This is a genomic window from Janthinobacterium sp. GW458P, assembly GCF_002127585.1.
GTDB lineage: Bacteria > Pseudomonadota > Gammaproteobacteria > Burkholderiales > Burkholderiaceae_D > Janthinobacterium.
Genome location: NZ_NEGZ01000026.1, coordinates 24,250 through 42,387, shown reverse-complemented (window position 1 = coordinate 42,387; position 18,138 = coordinate 24,250). Strand labels below are relative to the sequence as shown.

Sequence of the window (18,138 nt, the reverse complement as noted above, 5' to 3'; positions counted from 1 at the left end):
GGTAACGATCACCATGGTTGAAATCGAAATAGACGGCAAAAAAGTCGAAGTCCCTGCTGGTAGCATGGTGATGGACGCCGCCAACAAATTGGGAACCTACATTCCGCACTTCTGCTATCACAAGAAATTGTCGATCGCAGCGAACTGCCGCATGTGCCTGGTCGAAGTGGAAAAGGCGCCCAAGCCTTTGCCCGCTTGCGCGACCCCGGTCAGTGCCGGCATGATCGTGCGCTCCGCCAGCGATAAAGCTGTGCAGGCGCAAAAGTCGGTCATGGAATTCTTGCTGATTAACCACCCGCTCGATTGCCCTATCTGCGATCAGGGCGGCGAATGCCAGTTGCAAGACTTGGCCGTCGGTTACGGCAAGGGCGAATCGCGCTACAAGGAAGACAAGCGCGTCGTCACGCCGAAGGAAGCCGGTCCGCTGGTTTCCATGCAAGAGATGTCGCGCTGCATCCAGTGCACCCGCTGCGTGCGCTTTGGCCAGGAAGTGGCCGGCGTGATGGAGCTGGGCATGATCGGCCGCGGCGAACACTCGGAAATCGTGTCGTTTGTCGGCCAGTCGGTCGACTCGGAACTGTCGGGCAACATGATCGACCTGTGCCCGGTCGGCGCACTGACCTCGAAGCCGTTCCGCTACAGCGCCCGTACGTGGGAATTGTCGCGCCGCAAATCGGTCAGCCCGCATGACGGCCTCGGTTCGAACCTGATCGTGCAAGTGAAAGCTGGCAAGGTCAAGCGCGTATTGCCGCTGGAAAACGAAGCCGTCAACGAGTGCTGGATCTCGGACAAGGACCGTTTCTCGTACGAAGCGCTGGACAGCGCCGAACGCCTGACGTCCCCGATGCTGAAACAAGGCAACGAGTGGAAAGAAGTCGATTGGCAGACCGCGCTGGAATACGTGGCGCACGGTTTGAAAAATATCAAGCACGAGCATGGCGCTGACGCCATCGCCGCGCTGGCCACCCCGCATTCGACCGTCGAAGAGCTGGTCCTGCTGCAAAAAGTCGCCCACGGTCTCGGTAGCGAGCACGTCGACTTCCGCCTGCGCCAGACCGACTTCGCGCTCGACGCGAACGTCAAGCCATGGCTGGGCATGACGATCAGCGAATTTGGCCAGATCAAGCGCGCCTTCGTCATCGGCTCCTTCCTGCGCAAGGATCACCCATTGCTGGCCACGCGTCTGCGCGCGTCCGTCAAGGGCGGCGCCAAGCTGTCGATCCTGCACGCCTCCGACGATGATCAACTGATCACCATCGCCAACAAGATGATCGCCGCACCTGGCGATTGGCTGGCGGCCTTGTCGGAAGTGGTCGTCGCTGTTGCTAAAGCGAAAGAAATCGCCGCGCCAGCCGGTTACGAAGCGGTCACCGCTTCGGACGTGGCCGTCGCCATCGCCGCCAGCCTGATGGCCGGCGACCATGGCGCCGTGCTGCTGGGTAATGCCGCAACGCAACACCCGCAAGCGTCGCAACTGCATGCTGCCGCGCAATGGATCGCCGAACAGACGGGCGCCAAGCTCGGTTACCTGACGGAAGCGGCCAACACGGTAGGCGCGCACCTGGTCGCCAAGCCGCGCGCCAACGTGCAAGCGGCGTTCGCCGCGCCGAAGAAAGCCTACGTGCTGCTGCACGCCGAGCCGGAACTCGACGCCGCCAATCCGCAAGCGGCCCGCGCCGCCCTCGATGGCGCCGACATGGTCGTGGCGATGTCCGCCTTCAAGCACGGCATGGATTACGCCGATGTCTTGCTGCCGATTTCGCCATTTGCTGAAACTTCAGGTACTTTCGTCAACTGCGAAGGCCGCGCGCAAAGCTTCAACGGCACCGTGAAACCGCTGGCGGAAACCCGTCCAGCCTGGAAAGTGCTGCGCGTCCTGGGCAACATCCTGGGCCTGGCCGGTTTCGACTACGACACCTCGGAAGCGATCCGCGACGAAGCGTTCGGCGCCGGCGTGACCGATCTGTCGGCACAGCTGAACAACATCGCCAAGAACGCACCGGAAGCGGCAAGCTACGCACCGGCTTCACCAAAGCTGCAACGCATCGCCGACGTGCCGATCTACTTCGCCGACGCGCTGGTACGCCGCTCCGAACCGTTGCAACGCACGGTCGACGGCGCCGCGCCGCAAGCCCATCTGTCGCCAGCATTGGCGGAAAAGCTGGGCATCAAGGCGGGCGACAAGGTCAAAGTGGCGCAAGGCTCCGGCAGCGCCATCCTGGTGGCGGCACTCCATGCCGGCCTGCCAGCCAATGTGGTCAAAGTGTCGGCGGCGCATGCCTCGACGGCCAGCCTGGGCGGCATGTTCGGTGACATCACAGTTGAAACAGCAGAGGGGAAAATCTGATGGCTCTGCCTGAATTTGTAAACGTCATCAACAGCAGCGGCCAGGATTTGCTGGGCGGCACATGGCCGTTCTTCTGGACCCTGATCAAGATCCTGTGCGTGCTGTTGCCGCTGATGGGGCTGGTTGCCTACCTGACCTTGTGGGAACGCAAGCTGATCGGCTGGATCCAGATCCGCGTCGGCCCGAACCGCGTCGGCCCCTTGGGCTTGCTGCAGCCGATCGCCGATGCGCTGAAACTCTTGTTCAAAGAGATCATCATCCCGTCCAAGGCCGCCAAGGGCCTGTTCGTGATCGGCCCGATCATGACCATCATGCCGGCCCTGGCCGCCTGGTCGGTCGTGCCCTTCGGTCCGCAAGCCGTGCTGGCCAACGTCAACGCGGGCTTGCTGATGCTGCTGGCGATTACCTCGATGGAAGTCTACGGCATCATCATCGCCGGCTGGGCCTCGAACTCGAAGTACTCGTTCATGGGCGCCATGCGCGCGTCGGCACAGATGATTTCGTATGAAATCCCGATGGGCTTCGTGATGGTCATCGTGCTGATGGTCTCGGGCAGCCTGAACTTCATCGACATCGTCGGCGGCCAGCAGATCGGCTACTTCGCCGACAAGGGCGTCAATTTCATGTCGTGGAACTGGCTGCCGCTGCTGCCGATGTTCGTCATCTACCTGGTGTCGGGCCTGGCTGAAGCCAACCGTCACCCGTTCGACGTCGTCGAAGGCGAGTCGGAAATCGTTGCCGGCCACATGGTCGAGTACTCGGGCATGGCCTACGCCATGTTCATGCTGGCCGAATACGCCAACATGATCCTGATCGGCGCCCTGGCTTCGATCATGTTCCTCGGTGGCTGGTCCGCACCATTTGCTTTCCTTGAGTTCTGGGGTGGTTTCGGCGGCTTCTTCTGGCTGTTCGCCAAGACCTTCTTCATCGTGTCGGTGTTCATCTGGGTGCGCGGTACGTTCCCACGCTACCGTTATGACCAGATCATGCGCCTCGGCTGGAAAGTGTTTATCCCGTTGACGCTGGTCTACCTGGTCTTCGTCGCTGCCTGGATGCAGACATCCTGGAATATTTGGAAGTAAGAGAGTGCATACGAATGGATAAGGTAAAAGATTTCTTCAGCAGCCTCTTGTTAGGCGAGCTGATCAAGGGCATGGCGCTGACAGGCAAGTACATGTTTTCGCGCAAGATCACGGTGCAATTCCCGGAAGAGAAGACACCGATCTCGCCGCGTTTCCGTGGCTTGCACGCGCTGCGCCGCTACCCGAACGGCGAGGAACGTTGCATCGCCTGCAAACTGTGCGAAGCGGTTTGCCCGGCGATGGCCATCACGATCGAATCGGAACAGCGTGACGACGGCTCGCGCCGCACCACGCGCTACGATATCGACTTGACCAAGTGCATCTTCTGCGGTTTCTGCGAAGAGTCCTGCCCGGTCGATTCGATCGTCGAGACGCAAATCCTGGAATACCACGGCGAGAAACGCGGGGATTTGTATTACACGAAAGAGATGTTGCTGGCCGTGGGCGATCGTTATGAAAATGACATCGCCGCTGCGCGCGCCGCCGACGCACCTTATCGCTGATGGATGCGCCGCAGCTGAGAAGCTGCGGCGCGCCCCTCGTTCATCTGTACGTCTATTGGGTTTTTTATGGACTTTAAAACAATTTTGTTTTACGCCTTCGCGCTGATTCTGATCATAGCGGCGACACGCGTCATCACGGCCCGTAATCCGGTCCACGCAGTACTGTTCCTGGTGCTGTCCTTCTTTTCCGCAGCGGGCATCTGGATGCTGCTGCAAGCTGAATTCCTGGCCATCGTGCTGGTATTGGTGTATGTCGGCGCCGTGATGGTGCTGTTCCTCTTCGTGGTGATGATGCTCGATATCAATATCGACCGCATGCGCGAAGGCTTCTGGGGCTATCTGCCATTGTCCGTGACGGTGGGCGTGATCATCGTGCTGGAAATGGCCGCCGTCCTGTGGCACGGTTTCCGCAACTTTGCGCCTAGCATCGCGCCGGTGAACGTCAACCTGGGCGGCACCAAGGAACTGGGCCTGCTGATCTACACCAAATATGTGTTCGCCTTTGAAATCGCCGCCGTCGTGCTGCTGGTGGCCATCGTTGCCGCGGTCGCACTGACTTTGCGCAAACGCAAGGACACCAAGCATTTTGCTCCGGGCGATGCCGTGCGCGTCAAGCGCAACGACCGCCTGAAGATCATCAAGATGGACGCGGTCGTCGAGCGTCCTGCGGCTGAGCCGGAAGTTAAGGAGGCACCATGACACTATCGCTCACACATTTTCTGGTCCTGGGCGCGATCCTGTTCGCAATCTCGATCGTCGGTATTTTCCTGAACCGCAAGAACATCATCGTATTGCTGATGGCAATCGAATTGATGCTGCTGGCGGTGAATATGAATTTCATCGCGTTCTCCCATTTCATGGGCGACGCGGCCGGTCAGATCTTCGTTTTCTTCATCCTGACGGTTGCCGCCGCTGAGTCGGCTATCGGTCTGGCTATTCTGGTGGTGATGTTCCGTAATCTGGATACCATCAACGTCGAAGACCTGGACAGCCTCAAAGGCTGATGTTTTTCAGACTCGATCTCTCGAATAATAACGATTAAGGTTCATCATGGCGGGGCAACTCCTCAACCCTAACCTCCTTCTTGCCGTACCGCTGGCGCCGCTGGCCGGTGCCGCGATTGCAGGCTTGCTTGGCACCCAGTTCCTGGGTAATTTGGTCGGACGCAAGACGTCGCATACCGCGACGATCCTGGGCGTACTGATTGCGTTCATCCTGTCCGTGCAGACATTGCTGGCAGTGATGGATGGCGCGACATTCAATGGCACGATCTATAACTGGATGACGATCGGCACCCTGAAGATGGAAGTGGGCTTCCAGATCGATTCGCTGTCGGCGATGATGATGTGCGTGGTCACCTTCGTTTCGCTGATGGTGCATATCTACACGATCGGCTACATGAAGGATGACGAAGGCTACAACCGCTTCTTCGCCTACATCTCGCTGTTCACGTTCTCGATGTTGATGCTGGTCATGGCCAACAACTTCCTGCAGCTGTTCTTCGGCTGGGAAGCCGTGGGCCTGGTTTCTTATCTGCTGATCGGTTTCTGGTACCAGCGTCCGACGGCCATCGTGGCCAACATGAAGGCCTTCCTCGTCAACCGCGTGGGCGACTTCGGCTTCATCCTGGGCATCGGGCTGCTGCTGGCCTACGCCGGCACCATGAACTACCAGGAAGTGTTCGCCAAGAAAGACGAACTGGCGCTGTTGACGATGCCGGGCACCGACTGGGCCCTGCTGACGGTAGCCTGCATCTGCCTGTTCATCGGCGCGATGGGCAAATCGGCGCAGTTCCCGCTGCATGTGTGGCTGCCTGACTCGATGGAAGGTCCTACCCCGATTTCGGCACTGATCCACGCCGCGACGATGGTGACGGCCGGTATCTTCATGGTCTCGCGCATGTCGCCGCTGTTCGAACTGTCCGACACGGCACTGTCCTTCATCCTGGTGATCGGCTCCATCACGGCGCTGTTCATGGGCTTTTTGGGCATCATCCAGAACGACATCAAGCGCGTTGTTGCTTATTCGACACTGTCGCAACTGGGCTACATGACCGTGGCGCTGGGTTCGTCCGCGTATTCCGTGGCCGTATTCCACCTGATGACGCACGCATTCTTCAAGGCACTGCTGTTCCTGGGCGCCGGTTCCGTCATCATCGGCATGCACCACGACCAGGACATCCGCAACATGGGCGGCCTGCGCAAATACATGCCGATCACCTGGATCACGTCGCTGATCGGTTCGCTGGCCCTGATCGGCACGCCGCTGTTCTCCGGTTTCTACTCGAAAGACAGCATCATCGAAGCCGTCGAAGCGACGCACATCTGGGGCGCTGGCTTTGCCCAGTTCGCCGTGCTGGCTGGCGTGTTCGTCACCGCTTTCTACTCGTTCCGCATGTATTTCCTCGTCTTCCACGGCAAGGAACGCTTCGGCCAGGCGCATGCGCACGGTCATGACGACCATCACGCGGCCAAGCATGATTCGGACGCGCACGATGAAGAAGACGACCACGGCCACCACGGCCTGGAACCTGGCCAGAAGCCGCATGAATCCCCGTTCGTCGTGTGGTTCCCGCTGGTGATGCTGGCGATTCCGTCGCTCATCATCGGTTACCTGACGATCGGCCCGATGCTGCATGGAGATTTCTTCAAGGGCGTGATTTTTGTGGGCGAAAACCATCCGGCGATGGAAGAGTTGTCGCATGAATTCCACGGCGCGATGGCGATGGCGCTGCACGGCCTGTCGACGGCACCGTTCTGGCTGGCATTGTCCGGCGTGGTGGCAGCCTACTACTGCTACATGGTCAACCCGCGTGTGCCGGCCTGGTTCTTTGCCAAGTTCCACGCGATCCACACCCTGCTGGACAACAAGTACTACATGGACAAGTTCAATGAAGTCGTGTTCGCCGGCGGTGCCCGCTTGCTGGGTAATGGCCTGTGGAACTTCGGTGACAAGAAGCTGATCGACGGTTTCGTCGTCAATGGCAGCGCCAAGGTCGTCGCCTGGCTGTCCTCGCTGTCGCGAGTGTTGCAGACCGGCTACATCTATCACTATGCATTCGTGATGATCCTGGGCGTGCTGGGCTTCCTGATCTATTTCCTGCCATTCTGGCCCGCTAAGTAAGCTGACCTGATAAAAGAATACTGAGAACCATGATGCAGTCTACGATTTCTACACTACCTCCTTACCTGAGTCTGTCGATCTGGGTGCCGATCATTTGCGGCGTCCTGGTCCTGGCTCTCGGCCGTGACAGCAAAGCGGGCTTTACCCGCTGGCTGTCGCTGGCCGGCGCCGTGCTCAGCATGCTGTGCACCTTGCCGCTGATCCAGCATTTCGACAACGCCGCCCACGGCATGCAGTTCGTCGAAAAAGCACCGTGGATAGCAACCTTCAATATCTGGTATTCGCTGGGTATCGACGGCCTGTCGCTGTGGTTCATTCCACTGACGGCCTTCATCACGGTCATCGTCGTCATTTCCGCTTGGCAAGTGATCGAGAAGCGCATCGCCCAGTACATGGGCTCGTTTTTGATCCTGTCGGGCCTGATGATCGGCGTGTTCTGCGCGCTGGACGGCTTGCTGTTCTACTTCTTCTTTGAAGCAACCCTGATCCCGATGTTCATCATCATCGGTATCTGGGGCGGTTCGAACCGCGTGTACGCGTCGTTCAAGTTCTTCCTGTACACCTTCTTCGGTTCGCTGCTGACCCTCGTTGCCATCATCTACCTGCGCAATGTGTCGGGCACCTTCGACATCCTGGCCTGGCATGCGTTCAAGCTGACGATGAACGAGCAGATCTTCATCTTCCTGGCCTTCCTGATGGCGTTTGCCGTGAAAGTGCCGATGTTCCCCGTCCACACATGGCTGCCGGACGTCCACGTGGAAGCGCCGACGGGCGGTTCCGCCGTGCTGGCCGCCATCATGCTGAAACTGGGCGCCTACGGCTTCCTGCGTTTCTCGCTGCCGATCACGCCGGACGCCAGCCACTATCTGTCGGGCTTCATGATCGCCCTGTCGCTGATCGCCGTCATCTACATCGGTCTGGTTGCCCTGGTGCAAACCGACATGAAAAAACTGGTCGCCTATTCGTCGATCGCGCACATGGGTTTCGTCACCCTGGGCTTCTTCATGTTCAACGACATCTCGGTGCAGGGCGGTATCGTGCAGATGGTCTCGCACGGCTTCATCTCCGGCGCGATGTTCCTGTGCATCGGCGTGCTGTATGACCGCATGCATACCCGCAACATCGCCGACTACGGCGGCGTCGTGAACCGCATGCCGAAATTTGCCGCCTTCTTCGTGCTGTTCTCGATGGCCAACTGCGGTCTGCCAGCGACGTCCGGCTTCGTCGGCGAGTTCATGGTGATCCTGGGCGCGGTGAAATACAACTTCTGGATCGGCTTGCTGGCTGCAACGGCACTGATCTGGGGCGCGGCGTACTCGCTGTGGATGGCCAAGCGCGTGGTGTTCGGCAAGATCAAGAACAAACACGTGGCCGAATTGACCGACATCAACAAACGTGAATTCTTCATGCTTGCTGTGCTGGCCATCGCCGTGCTCGTGATGGGTCTGTACCCAGCCCCGTTCACCGACACGATGCAAACTTCGGTTGCCGACCTGCTGCAGCATGTCGCCATCAGCAAGTTGCCTTAAATAGAAGACCGATAACATGACTAATGCACCTAATCTGGTACCGCTGTACGCGGAAATCTTTCTGCTGATCGCCACGTCGGCGCTCTTGCTGATCGATATGTTCTTGCCTGCGGCGAAGCGTTCGATCACTTACGTGCTGGCCTTGCTGACCCTGGCCGGCTGCGCCTTGCTGACCGTAGGCGACTTCAACGCGGGCACCACCGTCTACACGTTCCACAATATGTTCGTGTCGGACCCGATGTCGCAGTTGCTGAAACTGTTCTCGTACGGCGCCGTGGCGCTGACGCTGATCTACTCGCGTGCCTATGCCACCGACCGCAGCATGCTGTCGGGTAACCTGGGCGGCGAGTTCTACGTGCTGGCCCTGTTTGCACTGCTGGGCCAGATGATCATGATCTCGGCCAACAACTTCCTGATCATCTACCTGGGACTGGAACTGATGTCGCTGTCGCTGTACGCGCTGATCGCGCTGCGCCGTGACAATGCCAAGGCCACGGAAGCGGCCATGAAATACTTCATCCTGGGCGCGCTGGCTTCCGGTTTCATGTTGTACGGTATCTCGATGCTGTACGGCGCCTCCGGCACGCTGGACCTGGGCGAACTGCGCGTGGCGCTGGAAAACGGCAAGACCAACGGCACCATCATGGTCTTCGGCCTGGTGTTCCTGGTAGCCGGCCTGGCCTTCAAACTGGGCGTCGTGCCATTCCACATGTGGGTGCCTGACGTGTATCAAGGTTCGCCGACGGCCGTGACCCTGCTGCTGGGCGCGGCGCCGAAACTGGCCGCCTTCGCCATCACGCTGCGCTTGCTGGCCGAAGGCTTGCTGCCGATGGCGCATGACTGGCAGCAAATGCTGCTGGTGCTGGCCGTGATGTCGCTGGCCATCGGTAACTTCACCGCCATTGCGCAAACCAATTTGAAGCGCATGTTGGCGTACTCGACCATCGCGCAAATGGGCTTCGTGCTGCTGGGCTTGCTGTCGGGCACCGTCGACGCGCCGAACAACACGCTCAACGCGGCCGGCGCAGCCACCGCCTACGGCGCCTCGATGTACTACGTCATCACCTACGTGTTTACCACCCTGGGTACCTTTGGCGTGATCATGTTGCTGGCACGCAATGGTTTCGAAGCAGACGAACTGGCCGACTTCAAGGGCTTGGGCAAACGCAGCCCGATCTTTGCCCTGGTGATGACCCTGTTCATGTTCTCGCTGGCTGGCGTGCCGCCACTGATGGGCTTCATGGCCAAGTACTCGGTGCTCGCTTCCGTGCTGGCCACGGGCCAGCTGTGGCTGACCATCGCCGCCGTGCTGTTCTCGCTGATCGGCGCCTTCTACTACCTGCGCGTCGTCAAGATGATGTGGTTCGACGAGCCGAGCGACAGCAATGCGCTGGTCGTGCATGGCGACATGCGCGTCGTGCTGGCCCTGAACGGCGTGTTCGTCCTGGCCCTCGGTGTGATGCCTAACAGCATCCTGGCTGCCTGCGCGACGGCCATCACCAAGACCCTGGCGTCCTGACCGATGGATGTCACCGTCTCGAGCTGGCTGGTGATCGCCCTGGGCATCCTGGGCGCCAACCTGCCTTTCCTGAACGAGAAACTGTTTGCCGCCGTGCCGCTGAAAAAGGCGGCGCAGGCAGACGGGGGCAAAGGCTGGCGCAAGCCGCTGGCGCTGCGCCTGCTGGAGATGGTGATTCTGTACTTCATCGTCGGCGCCGTGGCGTTCGCGCTTGAAGCGCGCATCGGCAACGCTTTCCCGCAGACATGGGAGTTCTACGCCATCACCGGCTGCCTGTTCCTGGTGCTGGCTTTCCCAGGCTTTGTCACCCGCTACCTGCGCAAACGACATTAGCCCCATCGACCGAAAGCGGCGCCTCTGGCGCCGTTTTTTTTTATTGAGCATAATCAACGTATGGATACTGAACGCATGGATATGAATTTAACTGAGACCAAGGTGGACGGCGAACTCGTCTACCAGGGCGGCTTCCTGCGCGTGCAGCGCGACCGCGTTGCGCTGCCCGACGGCAAGATCACGGCGCGCGAATTCGTCCTGCATCCGGGCGCCGTCGTCATCCTGCCCCTGCTCGATGACGGCACCGTGCTGATGGAACGCCAGTACCGCTATCCGCTGGACCGGGTGTTCATTGAATTCCCGGCCGGCAAGATCGATGCGGGCGAGGCCCACCTGGCCTGCGCCCAGCGCGAGTTGCTGGAAGAAACGGGCTACACGGCCAGCGACTGGCAATTCGTTGCCACCATCCATAACGCCATCGCGTATTCCGACGAACACCTGGAACTGTTTTTGGCGCGCGGACTCGTGGCCGGCGAACGCCAGCTCGACGAGGGCGAATTCCTCGAAACGTTTACGGCCACCGTGCCGCAGTTGCTCGACTGGGTCAGGGATGGCACGATCACGGACGTGAAGACCGTCATCGGCATCTTCTGGCTCGACAAGATTACCAGCGGCGCCTGGCAACCGGCTTGATCCTGCGCATGCGCACGGCGATCTTCCTGCTGCTGGCGTCGGCCAGCCTGGGCGCACACGGGGCGCAGCGCACGCCGTTCCAGGTGCGCTGCGAAGACACGATCAGCAAGACGGTGTCCGTGCTGACGGCGCAACAGAACGGCTATACCATCGACACGCACCTGCCATACAAGGCGCTGACGGTGATGAAGGGCACGGCGCGCGCCGATACCTGGGTGCTGGGCCTGACGAAGACCGATTCGCGCGTGGCCATCGCCCTGGCCGGCCCCATGCTGCAAGACCCGGCCAGCGGCTATGAATGCGTGGCGCCGCAGATTACCGTGACCCTCACGTATGCGCCCGTGGTGATCTACATCGGCCGCGAGTTTGCTCCCGGCACGTGCGCGTATGATGAAATACTCGCGCACGAGCTGCGGCACATGAAAACCTATATGGAACACCTGCCGCGCGTGGAAAAGACCGTGCGCGCGGCGCTGGCCCGGCGCTTCGAGGCGCGCCCCCTGTATGCGCCCAGCGGCACGGCCAAGGCGGCGCTGGCGCGCGAGATCGACACGGGCTGGTTGCCCTACATCAAGGCGGAAATGCGCAAGGTGGAAGTCTTGCAGGCCGCCATTGATTCTCCGCAAGAATATGCGCGCCTGGGCAAGGCGTGCAAAGGTGAAATCCAGAACATCCTGGCCGGCAAGGCCGCGCCGACCAACTAGATAAGGAATGGCATGACCGCAGCACCGAACACCGTCCGTTATTTTGCCCTGATCCCCGCCGCCGGCGTGGGCGCGCGCATGGAGGCGGGCAGTCCCAAGCAATATTTAGCCATCGCCGGCAAGCCCATGCTGCGCCACGCGCTCGACGCTTTTCTCGCCAGTCCCCTGATCGCGCACACCTATGTCGTCGTCAGCGCCGACGATGGCGTCATCGACACGGTCGTGCCGGAGCAGGGCGTCACTGTGCTGCGCTGCGGCGGCGCCACGCGCATGGAAAGCATCCTGAACGGGCTGCAGGCCTTGCAGGGCAGCATGGATGGCCATGACCAGGTGCTGGTGCACGACGCGGCCCGTCCCGGCCTGACGCCGGCGCTGATCGCCAAGCTCATCACCGAAGTCGGCGACCATGCGGCCGGCGGCTTGCTGGCCTTGCCCGTGGTCGACACCGTCAAGCGGGCCGGGCCGGCCAATGTGTCGGCGCAGACGGTGCCGCGCGACGGCCTGTGGCTGGCGCAGACGCCGCAGATGTTCAGCTATGCCTTGCTGCACCGGGCCTTGTCGCAGGCGCCCGACCCGCAAGCGATCACGGACGACGCCAGCGCCGTCGAGGCGCTGGGCCTGGCGCCGAAACTGGTCGAGGGCCACCCGCGCAACCTGAAGGTGACCCTGCCGCGCGACATCCACACGGCCGAGCTGTACCTGGCCAACCCCCGCATTTGAAAGAGAACAATATGAATACAACGACTCCCGACCTCCCATTTCGTATCGGCCAGGGCTATGACTGCCACGCGCTGGTCGAAAACCGCGACCTGATCATCGGCGGCGTGAAGATTCCCCATCACCTGGGCCTGCTCGGCCACTCCGACGCGGACGTGCTGCTGCACGCGATTACGGACGCCATCTTCGGCGCCGCCGCCCTGGGCGACATCGGCCGCCATTTCCCCGACACGGACGCGCAATTCAAGGGCGCCGATTCGCGCACCCTGCTGCGCGAAGCCGTGCGCCGCGTGCAGGCGACCGGTTATATCATCGGCAATATCGACGCCACCATCATCGCCCAGCGCCCGAAAATGGCGCCGCACATCGCCGCCATGTGCGCCAACGTGGCCGAAGACCTGGGCGTGACCGTGGGTCAGGTCAACATCAAGGCCAAGACGAATGAAAAGCTGGGCTACCTGGGCCGCGAAGAGGGCATCGCGGCCGAAGCCGTGGCCTTGCTGCTGCGCGCCTGAGAGGCCCGCCATTGATCGATCACCGACAGGAGTCGCCATGTTCCAGTTACGCCGTACCAGCATCTTGCTTGCATGGGCATTGACTGCCGCGCCAGCGGCCCACGCCGAACTGCAGGCCACGGGAGAGCCACCCGCCGCCAGACAGGGCTGGAAGGCCGAGACCGTCGCGCAGGGTGTGCGCCAGCCGTGGGGCATCGCCTGGCTGGGCGAGGGGCGCGCGCTGGTCACCAGCAAGCAGGGCAGCTTGCATCTGCTCAATGGCAAGAAATTCGAGGATGTCGCGCTGGAAGGCATGCCCAAGGTGTTTACGGGCGGGCAGGGCGGCCTGCTCGATATCGTCATTCATCCGCAGGACGCGGGCAAGCCGAACCCGCGCGTGTACATGACGGTGTCGACGGGCACGAATGACGCCAACCGCACGACCCTCGTGCGCGGCGTGTTCGACGGCAAGAAGGTGACGGGCATCGAGACCCTGTTCAAGGTGGCGACCGACAAGAGCGGCGGCCAGCATTTCGGCTCGCGCCTGCTGTGGCTGCCGGACGGCAGCTTGCTGATGAGCGTGGCCGACGGCGGCAATCCGCCGCTGCGCATCGGCGACCGCCTGGCCCGCGAACAGGCGCAGAACCTGGCCACGCACCAGGGTTCCATCCTGCGCCTGACGCAAGACGGCAAACCGGCGCCCGGCAATCCGCTGGCCGCCAGGGGGGCCTTGCCGGAAATCTGGTCGTATGGCCACCGCAACGTGCAGGGCCTGGCGCTCGACCCTGTTTCCGGCCGCGTGTGGGCGACGGAACACGGCCCGTACGGCGGTGATGAACTGAACCTGATAGTGGCGGGCGGCAACTACGGCTGGCCGCTGCAAAGCTATGGCGCCGACTACAAGACGCACGAACCCGTCGGCAAGCATGAGGTGCCCGGCATGCTCAATCCGAGCGTGGCCTGGGTGCCGTCGCCGGCGCCGTCGGGGCTGGCCGTCTACACGGGCGACAAGATCGCCGCCTGGCGCGGCAGCATCTTCAGCGGCGGCCTGGCGGCCGGGGATATCCGCCGCATCGCCGTCGATGCGAACGGCAAGGTGACGGGGCAGGACCGCCTGGCCATCGGCGCGCGCGTGCGCGACGTGCGCCAGGGACCGGACGGCTACCTGTATGCGCTGACAGACGAAGACAATGGCCGTTTGCTGCGCATCGTGCCGCAGTAGCACGGCAGGCGCCCACTTCGCTTAAGATGGCGCCTTTATTTCATTCAAGGTGGCGGCATGGCCCGTGATACTTATGCATACCGGCATGTTGCCGTCGAATCGCGCGCCGTCCATGGCCGCGTGGAAATCCGTCCCGTGCCGGGCCAGGCTTTTTCGCCGGAACTGGCCGTGCAGTGCTCGCGCCGCCTGACGGACCTGCAGCGCTATCCGCTGGGCAGCCGTTTCTTGCTCTTTGCCAAGCTGACGGACCGCCTGGGCGGCACGCCCTTCCTGTACGCGTATCACGGCGATGCCGACGTGCCCATGACGCCGGCCGAAGTGGCGAAATTCCTCGGCGAATTCCGGCGCGGCCGCATCTGATACCTATGACGCGGCGCACGCCGCGCCAGCCTTGGCGGCGACCTGCGGCTTGCCGAACAGCGCGATCGTCAAGGCGCAGCCGAGGGCGAACGCGCCACCCACCACCATCGCGCTCGATACGCCCAGCCGGTCGACGGCCATGCCCCCCAGTAATGCGCCCGACGCCAGCGATACTTGCACAATCGCAACGAAGAGTGCGCTGCTGCCTTCCATCAGCTCCGGCGCCGCCTTGAACATCCACGTCTGCACGGCGATCGGCATGGCGCCGAAACCGAAGCCCCAGACGGCCACCAGCAGCATGGCCGTCAGCGCATGGCTGCCCAGCGCGGCCAGCGCCAGGGTCGATACGCCCAGCACGGCGCCCGTCACCATCAGCGCGGCCCGCTCATGGCGCCCGGCAGCCCAGCCGCCGACGAGGTTGCCGATGAAGCCGGCGGCGCCGTACACGAGCAGCATGGCGCTGACCGTGCCGGCCGCCAGGTGCGAGATTTGCGTGAGGAAGGGCGCGATATACGTGTAGGCGGCGAACTGCCCCGTGAACAGCATGGCCGTGGCGATCAGGCCCAGCCTGGCCTTGCGGATGCCGAAGATCATCGGCAGCTGGCGCAGGCGGACGGCTTGCGTGGGCGGCAGCCGGGGCAGCAGCAACAGCTGGCCGATGAAGACCAGCACGGCGATGGCGCTGGCCGCGCCGAAGGCCACCCTCCAGCCCACCAGCTCGCCCACCAGCGCGCCGGCCGGCACGCCCGCCACCGTGCCCAGCGACACGCCGGCAAAGATGATGGACATGGCGCGCGACGCGTGCTGCGGCGCGACCAGGCGCGGCCCGATGGCGCTGCCGATGGCCCAGAAGCCGCCCACGCCCACGCCCAGCAGGGCGCGTCCCAGCAAGATCCAGCCATACGACGGCGCCAGCGCCACCAGCAGGTTCGAGGCGACCAGCAGGGCCGTCAGGGCCAGCAGCACGATGCGGCGGTCCAGGCGGCCCGAGCCGACGGTGACCAGAATGGCGGCAAACGCGGCGACGATGCCGGGCGTGGTGATCATCAGCCCCGCCTGGCCCTTGCTGATGGCCAGTTCGGCCGCCATGGCCGGCAGCAGGCCGACGGGCAGGAATTCGGAGGTGACGAGGGCAAAGGCGCCGATGCCGACGGATAATACCGCCAGCCAGGGCGCCACGGTGGTATCGTCGCTGGTGGCCGCGGACGGCGCGGAAGAGGGAGTGGATGTCTGCATGTCGAGTTCCTGAAAAGCCGGGAGGTTTTTAACCGGTCGGTATATAATCAGGGCAGGCAGACAGTGTTGTCAATAAATTTTTTACCGAACGGTATGAAACAAGATAAAACAGAGGAAGCGGGCAAGGCGAAAACGGGCCGGCCACGCACGTTCGATGCGGACGAGGCGCTCGATTGCGCCATGAAAGTGTTCTGGGAAAAGGGCTATGAAGGCAGCTCGCTGCCGGAATTGACGAAAGCCATGGGCATGAACCGGCCCAGCCTGTATGCCGTCTTCGGTAACAAGGAGCAGCTGTTCCACAAGGCGCTCGAGCGCTACAGCGATACGCGCATGCAGTTTTTCGATGCGGCGCTGGAGCAGCCGACGGCGCGCCTGGTGATCGAAGCGTTGCTGACGCAGTATGTCGATGCGCAAACAATGCCCGACGGCCCGCACGGCTGCATGGGCGTCAATGCGGCGCTGGCCTGCAGCGACGATGCCTTGCCGATCCGCGATGAATTGTTTGCGCGCCGCCTGCGCGGCGAGATCAAGCTGCGCGACCGCTTGCGGCGCGCCAGGGAAGAAGGGGATTTGCCGGCCGATTCCTGTCCCGAGCAGCAGGCGCGCTTTGTCGTGACCCTGTCGCAGGGCATGGCGATCCAGGCGGCGGCCGGCGTGTCGCGCGAGCAATTACACCAGATGGTGGCCCTGCTGCTGCGTAACTGGCCGCTGTAGCGGGCGCTTCCTCCCCGCTCAGTCGATGGTCCCGGCCAGGTCGCGCGGCGCCTTGCGCCGCCAGGCGGCCGTCAGGGCGGCGGCCAGCATGTCCAGTTCGGCGTCCGCCAGGCACACGGTGATGCCGGCCAGGCGTTCGCCCCACCACAGTTTTTCACAGCCGGCGGGCGTGATCACGGTGGCGATATGCGCCGCTTCCGCATCGAGCAGCACGTTGATGTGCTCGTCGTCGGGCAGGGTGGCAAAGATCTTCCCGCCCACGCGGAAGGCCGGACGGTCGTGGTGTTCTTCCTCGGTGGTGTCGGGAAACGACAGTGCCAGATAGCGTAGTTCTTCCAGGTCGACCATTTCCTCTTTCCCCCTCATCGGACAGATAGCTGCATGTGTGCATTTTGCCATGCTGTTTCGCCCCGTGGTGCAGCGGCATGCGAAAAGAAGTGCGGGCGATGCGACAGTGACAGACCCGTCTGTGGCGCCGCCGCGACACGCCGCAGGCCGCCGGCACGGGCGCGCCGCCCCTGCATCAGGGGGATGCGGGGCGCTTTTTGCCAGCCAGGAAAGTGCTTGTTAGAAAAATATCTTTCATGGTTAAAAGAAAAATACTTTTCTTATGGGGAATTTAAGATAGAATGGCTTCAACGTCTTACCTGACCCGTCAACCGTCTGACTTTGTCCCGGGAACCCGACCCCTTTCCAGGATGCTTGCAGTGCCGCCACGGCACGCCGCAAGTCCGCGATCTTGCGCGGAAGTTACGCTCCCGACCGCTCATCCTTGCAATGCTTGCGCTATGCCGACACGCCTCAATGCAGCGTGTATTCAGCTCCAGCGCCCGTTTGCCGCGCCCACTGAATACTTACTTACTGGATACCATCATGAAAAACTTGCCTAAAATCGCCCTGTCCCTGATCGCCGTCGGTGTGTTTGCTCACGCGAACGCCAGCACCATCACCCTGTCCACCGGTTTCTCGAATGCCGGCGCGCAAGCTTCCGCCGCCGCTTACCAGTCCGTGGTGAACGCCGCCGTGGCCACGCCCGGCGCCGGCTACGGCTCGACGACCATCGCCAGCTATGACAACGTCAACAACAGCGGCCTGTTTGGCAGCGGCTCGAACATTGCCTTCAAATCCGTCATCAACTTTGGCGTCAGCGCGGCCGATGCAGGCGCCTGGAGTTTCCGCAGCGGCGTCGATTTCGGCAAGGGCGGCGCCCTGTTCCTCGACGGCGTGGCGCTGGACTTCAAGAGCAACGACATGTGGTGGGCAGGCAACTACAACAATGGCAGCCAGTTCCTCAGCGGTTCGAGCTCCTTGTCGGCCGGCAACCACACCCTGAGCATCTACGGCCTGGAAGGCTGCTGCGATGGCGGCCAGCAAGCGCAATTCAAGGCCGGCAATAATAATTTCGTCAGCTTCGGCGCCAAGGACGGCTTGATCTCGGCCGTGCCGGAACCGACCACCTACGCCATGCTGCTGGTCGGCCTGGGCTTGCTGGGCTTTACGGCGCGCCGCAAGCAGGAAAGCAATTTCTAAGCTTTTATCGCCGACATGCGCGCCTGAGGGCGCGCGCTAAAAAGCCCGCCCGTCTGCAAGGACGCGGCGGGCTTTGTGCATGCGCGGTCGGC

At 62.1% G+C, this 18,138-nt stretch carries 19 protein-coding genes; 17 read left to right on the top strand and 2 right to left on the bottom strand.

From position 1 onward, the window contains the following. Positions 1–13: 13 nt before the first annotated feature. The 15 genes from nuoG to CBW50_RS15680 all read left to right on the top strand — a co-directional run bounded on the left by nuoG (position 14) and on the right by CBW50_RS15680 (position 14,566). Complete coding sequence (nuoG, locus tag CBW50_RS15750) at positions 14–2,347, top strand: NADH-quinone oxidoreductase subunit NuoG (RefSeq protein WP_086146438.1); 2,334 nt, start codon at positions 14–16, stop codon at positions 2,345–2,347. Next, entirely contained in the window at positions 2,347–3,429 is a 1,083-nt protein-coding gene (nuoH, locus tag CBW50_RS15745) for an NADH-quinone oxidoreductase subunit NuoH (RefSeq protein WP_086146437.1), read from the top strand. Before nuoG ends, nuoH begins: the two co-directional genes overlap by 1 nt. A 14-nt stretch (positions 3,430–3,443) precedes the next feature. Next, entirely contained in the window at positions 3,444–3,932 is a 489-nt protein-coding gene (gene nuoI / locus CBW50_RS15740) for an NADH-quinone oxidoreductase subunit NuoI (protein WP_010399726.1), read from the top strand. 66 nt (positions 3,933–3,998) lie between these two features. Next, positions 3,999–4,631: an NADH-quinone oxidoreductase subunit J gene (locus CBW50_RS15735; protein ID WP_076567084.1), complete on the top strand. Its 633-nt coding sequence runs from the start codon at positions 3,999–4,001 to the stop codon at positions 4,629–4,631. Beyond that, positions 4,628–4,936: an NADH-quinone oxidoreductase subunit NuoK gene (gene nuoK, locus CBW50_RS15730; protein ID WP_010399724.1), complete on the top strand. Its 309-nt coding sequence runs from the start codon at positions 4,628–4,630 to the stop codon at positions 4,934–4,936. Before CBW50_RS15735 ends, nuoK begins: the two co-directional genes overlap by 4 nt. Before the next feature lie 46 nt (positions 4,937–4,982). Then, a complete protein-coding gene (gene nuoL / locus CBW50_RS15725; RefSeq protein ID WP_086146436.1) occupies positions 4,983–7,055 on the top strand; it encodes an NADH-quinone oxidoreductase subunit L in 2,073 nt (690 codons plus the stop codon). A gap of 29 nt (positions 7,056–7,084) precedes the next feature. After that, positions 7,085–8,584 carry an NADH-quinone oxidoreductase subunit M gene (locus CBW50_RS15720; RefSeq protein WP_086146435.1) on the top strand — a complete coding sequence of 500 codons (1,500 nt, stop codon included), beginning with the start codon at positions 7,085–7,087 and terminating at the stop codon, positions 8,582–8,584. Positions 8,585–8,600: 16 nt separating this feature from the next. Next, entirely contained in the window at positions 8,601–10,103 is a 1,503-nt protein-coding gene (gene nuoN, locus CBW50_RS15715; RefSeq protein ID WP_076567089.1) for an NADH-quinone oxidoreductase subunit NuoN, read from the top strand. Positions 10,104–10,106: 3 nt separating this feature from the next. Then, positions 10,107–10,436 carry a DUF2818 family protein gene (locus CBW50_RS15710; protein ID WP_086146434.1) on the top strand — a complete coding sequence of 110 codons (330 nt, stop codon included), beginning with the start codon at positions 10,107–10,109 and terminating at the stop codon, positions 10,434–10,436. Between the two features lie 75 nt (positions 10,437–10,511). Continuing rightward, the gene (locus CBW50_RS15705; protein WP_086146461.1) at positions 10,512–11,069 is read left to right on the top strand and encodes an NUDIX domain-containing protein; all 558 of its coding nucleotides are present in this window, start codon (positions 10,512–10,514) and stop codon (positions 11,067–11,069) included. After that, positions 11,066–11,773, top strand: a complete 708-nt coding sequence (locus tag CBW50_RS15700) for a hypothetical protein (RefSeq protein WP_086146433.1) — start codon at positions 11,066–11,068, stop codon at positions 11,771–11,773. Before CBW50_RS15705 ends, CBW50_RS15700 begins: the two co-directional genes overlap by 4 nt. A gap of 12 nt (positions 11,774–11,785) precedes the next feature. Continuing rightward, complete coding sequence (gene ispD / locus CBW50_RS15695) at positions 11,786–12,493, top strand: 2-C-methyl-D-erythritol 4-phosphate cytidylyltransferase (protein WP_086146432.1); 708 nt, start codon at positions 11,786–11,788, stop codon at positions 12,491–12,493. A gap of 11 nt (positions 12,494–12,504) precedes the next feature. Further along, positions 12,505–13,005 (top strand): 2-C-methyl-D-erythritol 2,4-cyclodiphosphate synthase, encoded by a 501-nt coding sequence (gene ispF / locus CBW50_RS15690; protein ID WP_086146431.1) that lies wholly within the window; start codon positions 12,505–12,507, stop codon positions 13,003–13,005. 37 nt (positions 13,006–13,042) lie between these two features. Next, positions 13,043–14,206, top strand: coding sequence for a PQQ-dependent sugar dehydrogenase (locus CBW50_RS15685; protein WP_086146430.1), 1,164 nt, complete (start codon positions 13,043–13,045; stop codon positions 14,204–14,206). Between the two features lie 57 nt (positions 14,207–14,263). Continuing rightward, entirely contained in the window at positions 14,264–14,566 is a 303-nt protein-coding gene (locus CBW50_RS15680; RefSeq protein WP_172404779.1) for a hypothetical protein, read from the top strand. A 3-nt stretch (positions 14,567–14,569) separates the two neighbouring features. Here CBW50_RS15680 and CBW50_RS15675 read toward each other — a convergent pair whose 3' ends face one another. Next, a complete protein-coding gene (locus CBW50_RS15675) occupies positions 14,570–15,802 on the bottom strand; it encodes an MFS transporter (RefSeq protein WP_086146428.1) in 1,233 nt (410 codons plus the stop codon). 93 nt (positions 15,803–15,895) lie between these two features. Between CBW50_RS15675 and CBW50_RS15670 the strand changes: the two genes are divergently transcribed. Then, entirely contained in the window at positions 15,896–16,516 is a 621-nt protein-coding gene (locus tag CBW50_RS15670) for a TetR/AcrR family transcriptional regulator (RefSeq protein ID WP_086146427.1), read from the top strand. An 18-nt stretch (positions 16,517–16,534) separates the two neighbouring features. Here CBW50_RS15670 and CBW50_RS15665 read toward each other — a convergent pair whose 3' ends face one another. Beyond that, entirely contained in the window at positions 16,535–16,864 is a 330-nt protein-coding gene (locus CBW50_RS15665) for an MmcQ/YjbR family DNA-binding protein (RefSeq protein ID WP_086146426.1), read from the bottom strand. A 525-nt stretch (positions 16,865–17,389) separates the two neighbouring features. Here CBW50_RS15665 and CBW50_RS15660 point away from each other — a divergent pair. Then, entirely contained in the window at positions 17,390–18,046 is a 657-nt protein-coding gene (locus tag CBW50_RS15660; RefSeq protein ID WP_086146460.1) for a CCXG family PEP-CTERM protein, read from the top strand. Positions 18,047–18,138: the final 92 nt, after the last annotated feature.

Bases quoted from the DNA above. Each gene is read 5' to 3' on its own strand.
- nuoG (WP_086146438.1), top strand. From the start codon at position 14: ATGGTTGAAATCGAAATAGACGGCAAAAAAGTCGAAGTCCCTGCTGGT.
- nuoH (WP_086146437.1), top strand. From the start codon at position 2,347: ATGGCTCTGCCTGAATTTGTAAACGTCATCAACAGCAGCGGCCAGGAT.
- nuoI (WP_010399726.1), top strand. From the start codon at position 3,444: ATGGATAAGGTAAAAGATTTCTTCAGCAGCCTCTTGTTAGGCGAGCTG.
- CBW50_RS15735 (WP_076567084.1), top strand. From the start codon at position 3,999: ATGGACTTTAAAACAATTTTGTTTTACGCCTTCGCGCTGATTCTGATC.
- nuoK (WP_010399724.1), top strand. From the start codon at position 4,628: ATGACACTATCGCTCACACATTTTCTGGTCCTGGGCGCGATCCTGTTC.
- nuoL (WP_086146436.1), top strand. From the start codon at position 4,983: ATGGCGGGGCAACTCCTCAACCCTAACCTCCTTCTTGCCGTACCGCTG.
- CBW50_RS15720 (WP_086146435.1), top strand. From the start codon at position 7,085: ATGATGCAGTCTACGATTTCTACACTACCTCCTTACCTGAGTCTGTCG.
- nuoN (WP_076567089.1), top strand. From the start codon at position 8,601: ATGACTAATGCACCTAATCTGGTACCGCTGTACGCGGAAATCTTTCTG.
- CBW50_RS15710 (WP_086146434.1), top strand. From the start codon at position 10,107: ATGGATGTCACCGTCTCGAGCTGGCTGGTGATCGCCCTGGGCATCCTG.
- CBW50_RS15705 (WP_086146461.1), top strand. From the start codon at position 10,512: ATGGATATGAATTTAACTGAGACCAAGGTGGACGGCGAACTCGTCTAC.
- ispD (WP_086146432.1), top strand. From the start codon at position 11,786: ATGACCGCAGCACCGAACACCGTCCGTTATTTTGCCCTGATCCCCGCC.
- ispF (WP_086146431.1), top strand. From the start codon at position 12,505: ATGAATACAACGACTCCCGACCTCCCATTTCGTATCGGCCAGGGCTAT.
- CBW50_RS15685 (WP_086146430.1), top strand. From the start codon at position 13,043: ATGTTCCAGTTACGCCGTACCAGCATCTTGCTTGCATGGGCATTGACT.
- CBW50_RS15680 (WP_172404779.1), top strand. From the start codon at position 14,264: ATGGCCCGTGATACTTATGCATACCGGCATGTTGCCGTCGAATCGCGC.
- CBW50_RS15675 (WP_086146428.1), bottom strand. From the start codon at position 15,802: ATGCAGACATCCACTCCCTCTTCCGCGCCGTCCGCGGCCACCAGCGAC.
- CBW50_RS15670 (WP_086146427.1), top strand. From the start codon at position 15,896: ATGAAACAAGATAAAACAGAGGAAGCGGGCAAGGCGAAAACGGGCCGG.
- CBW50_RS15665 (WP_086146426.1), bottom strand. From the start codon at position 16,864: ATGGTCGACCTGGAAGAACTACGCTATCTGGCACTGTCGTTTCCCGAC.
- CBW50_RS15660 (WP_086146460.1), top strand. From the start codon at position 17,390: ATGAAAAACTTGCCTAAAATCGCCCTGTCCCTGATCGCCGTCGGTGTG.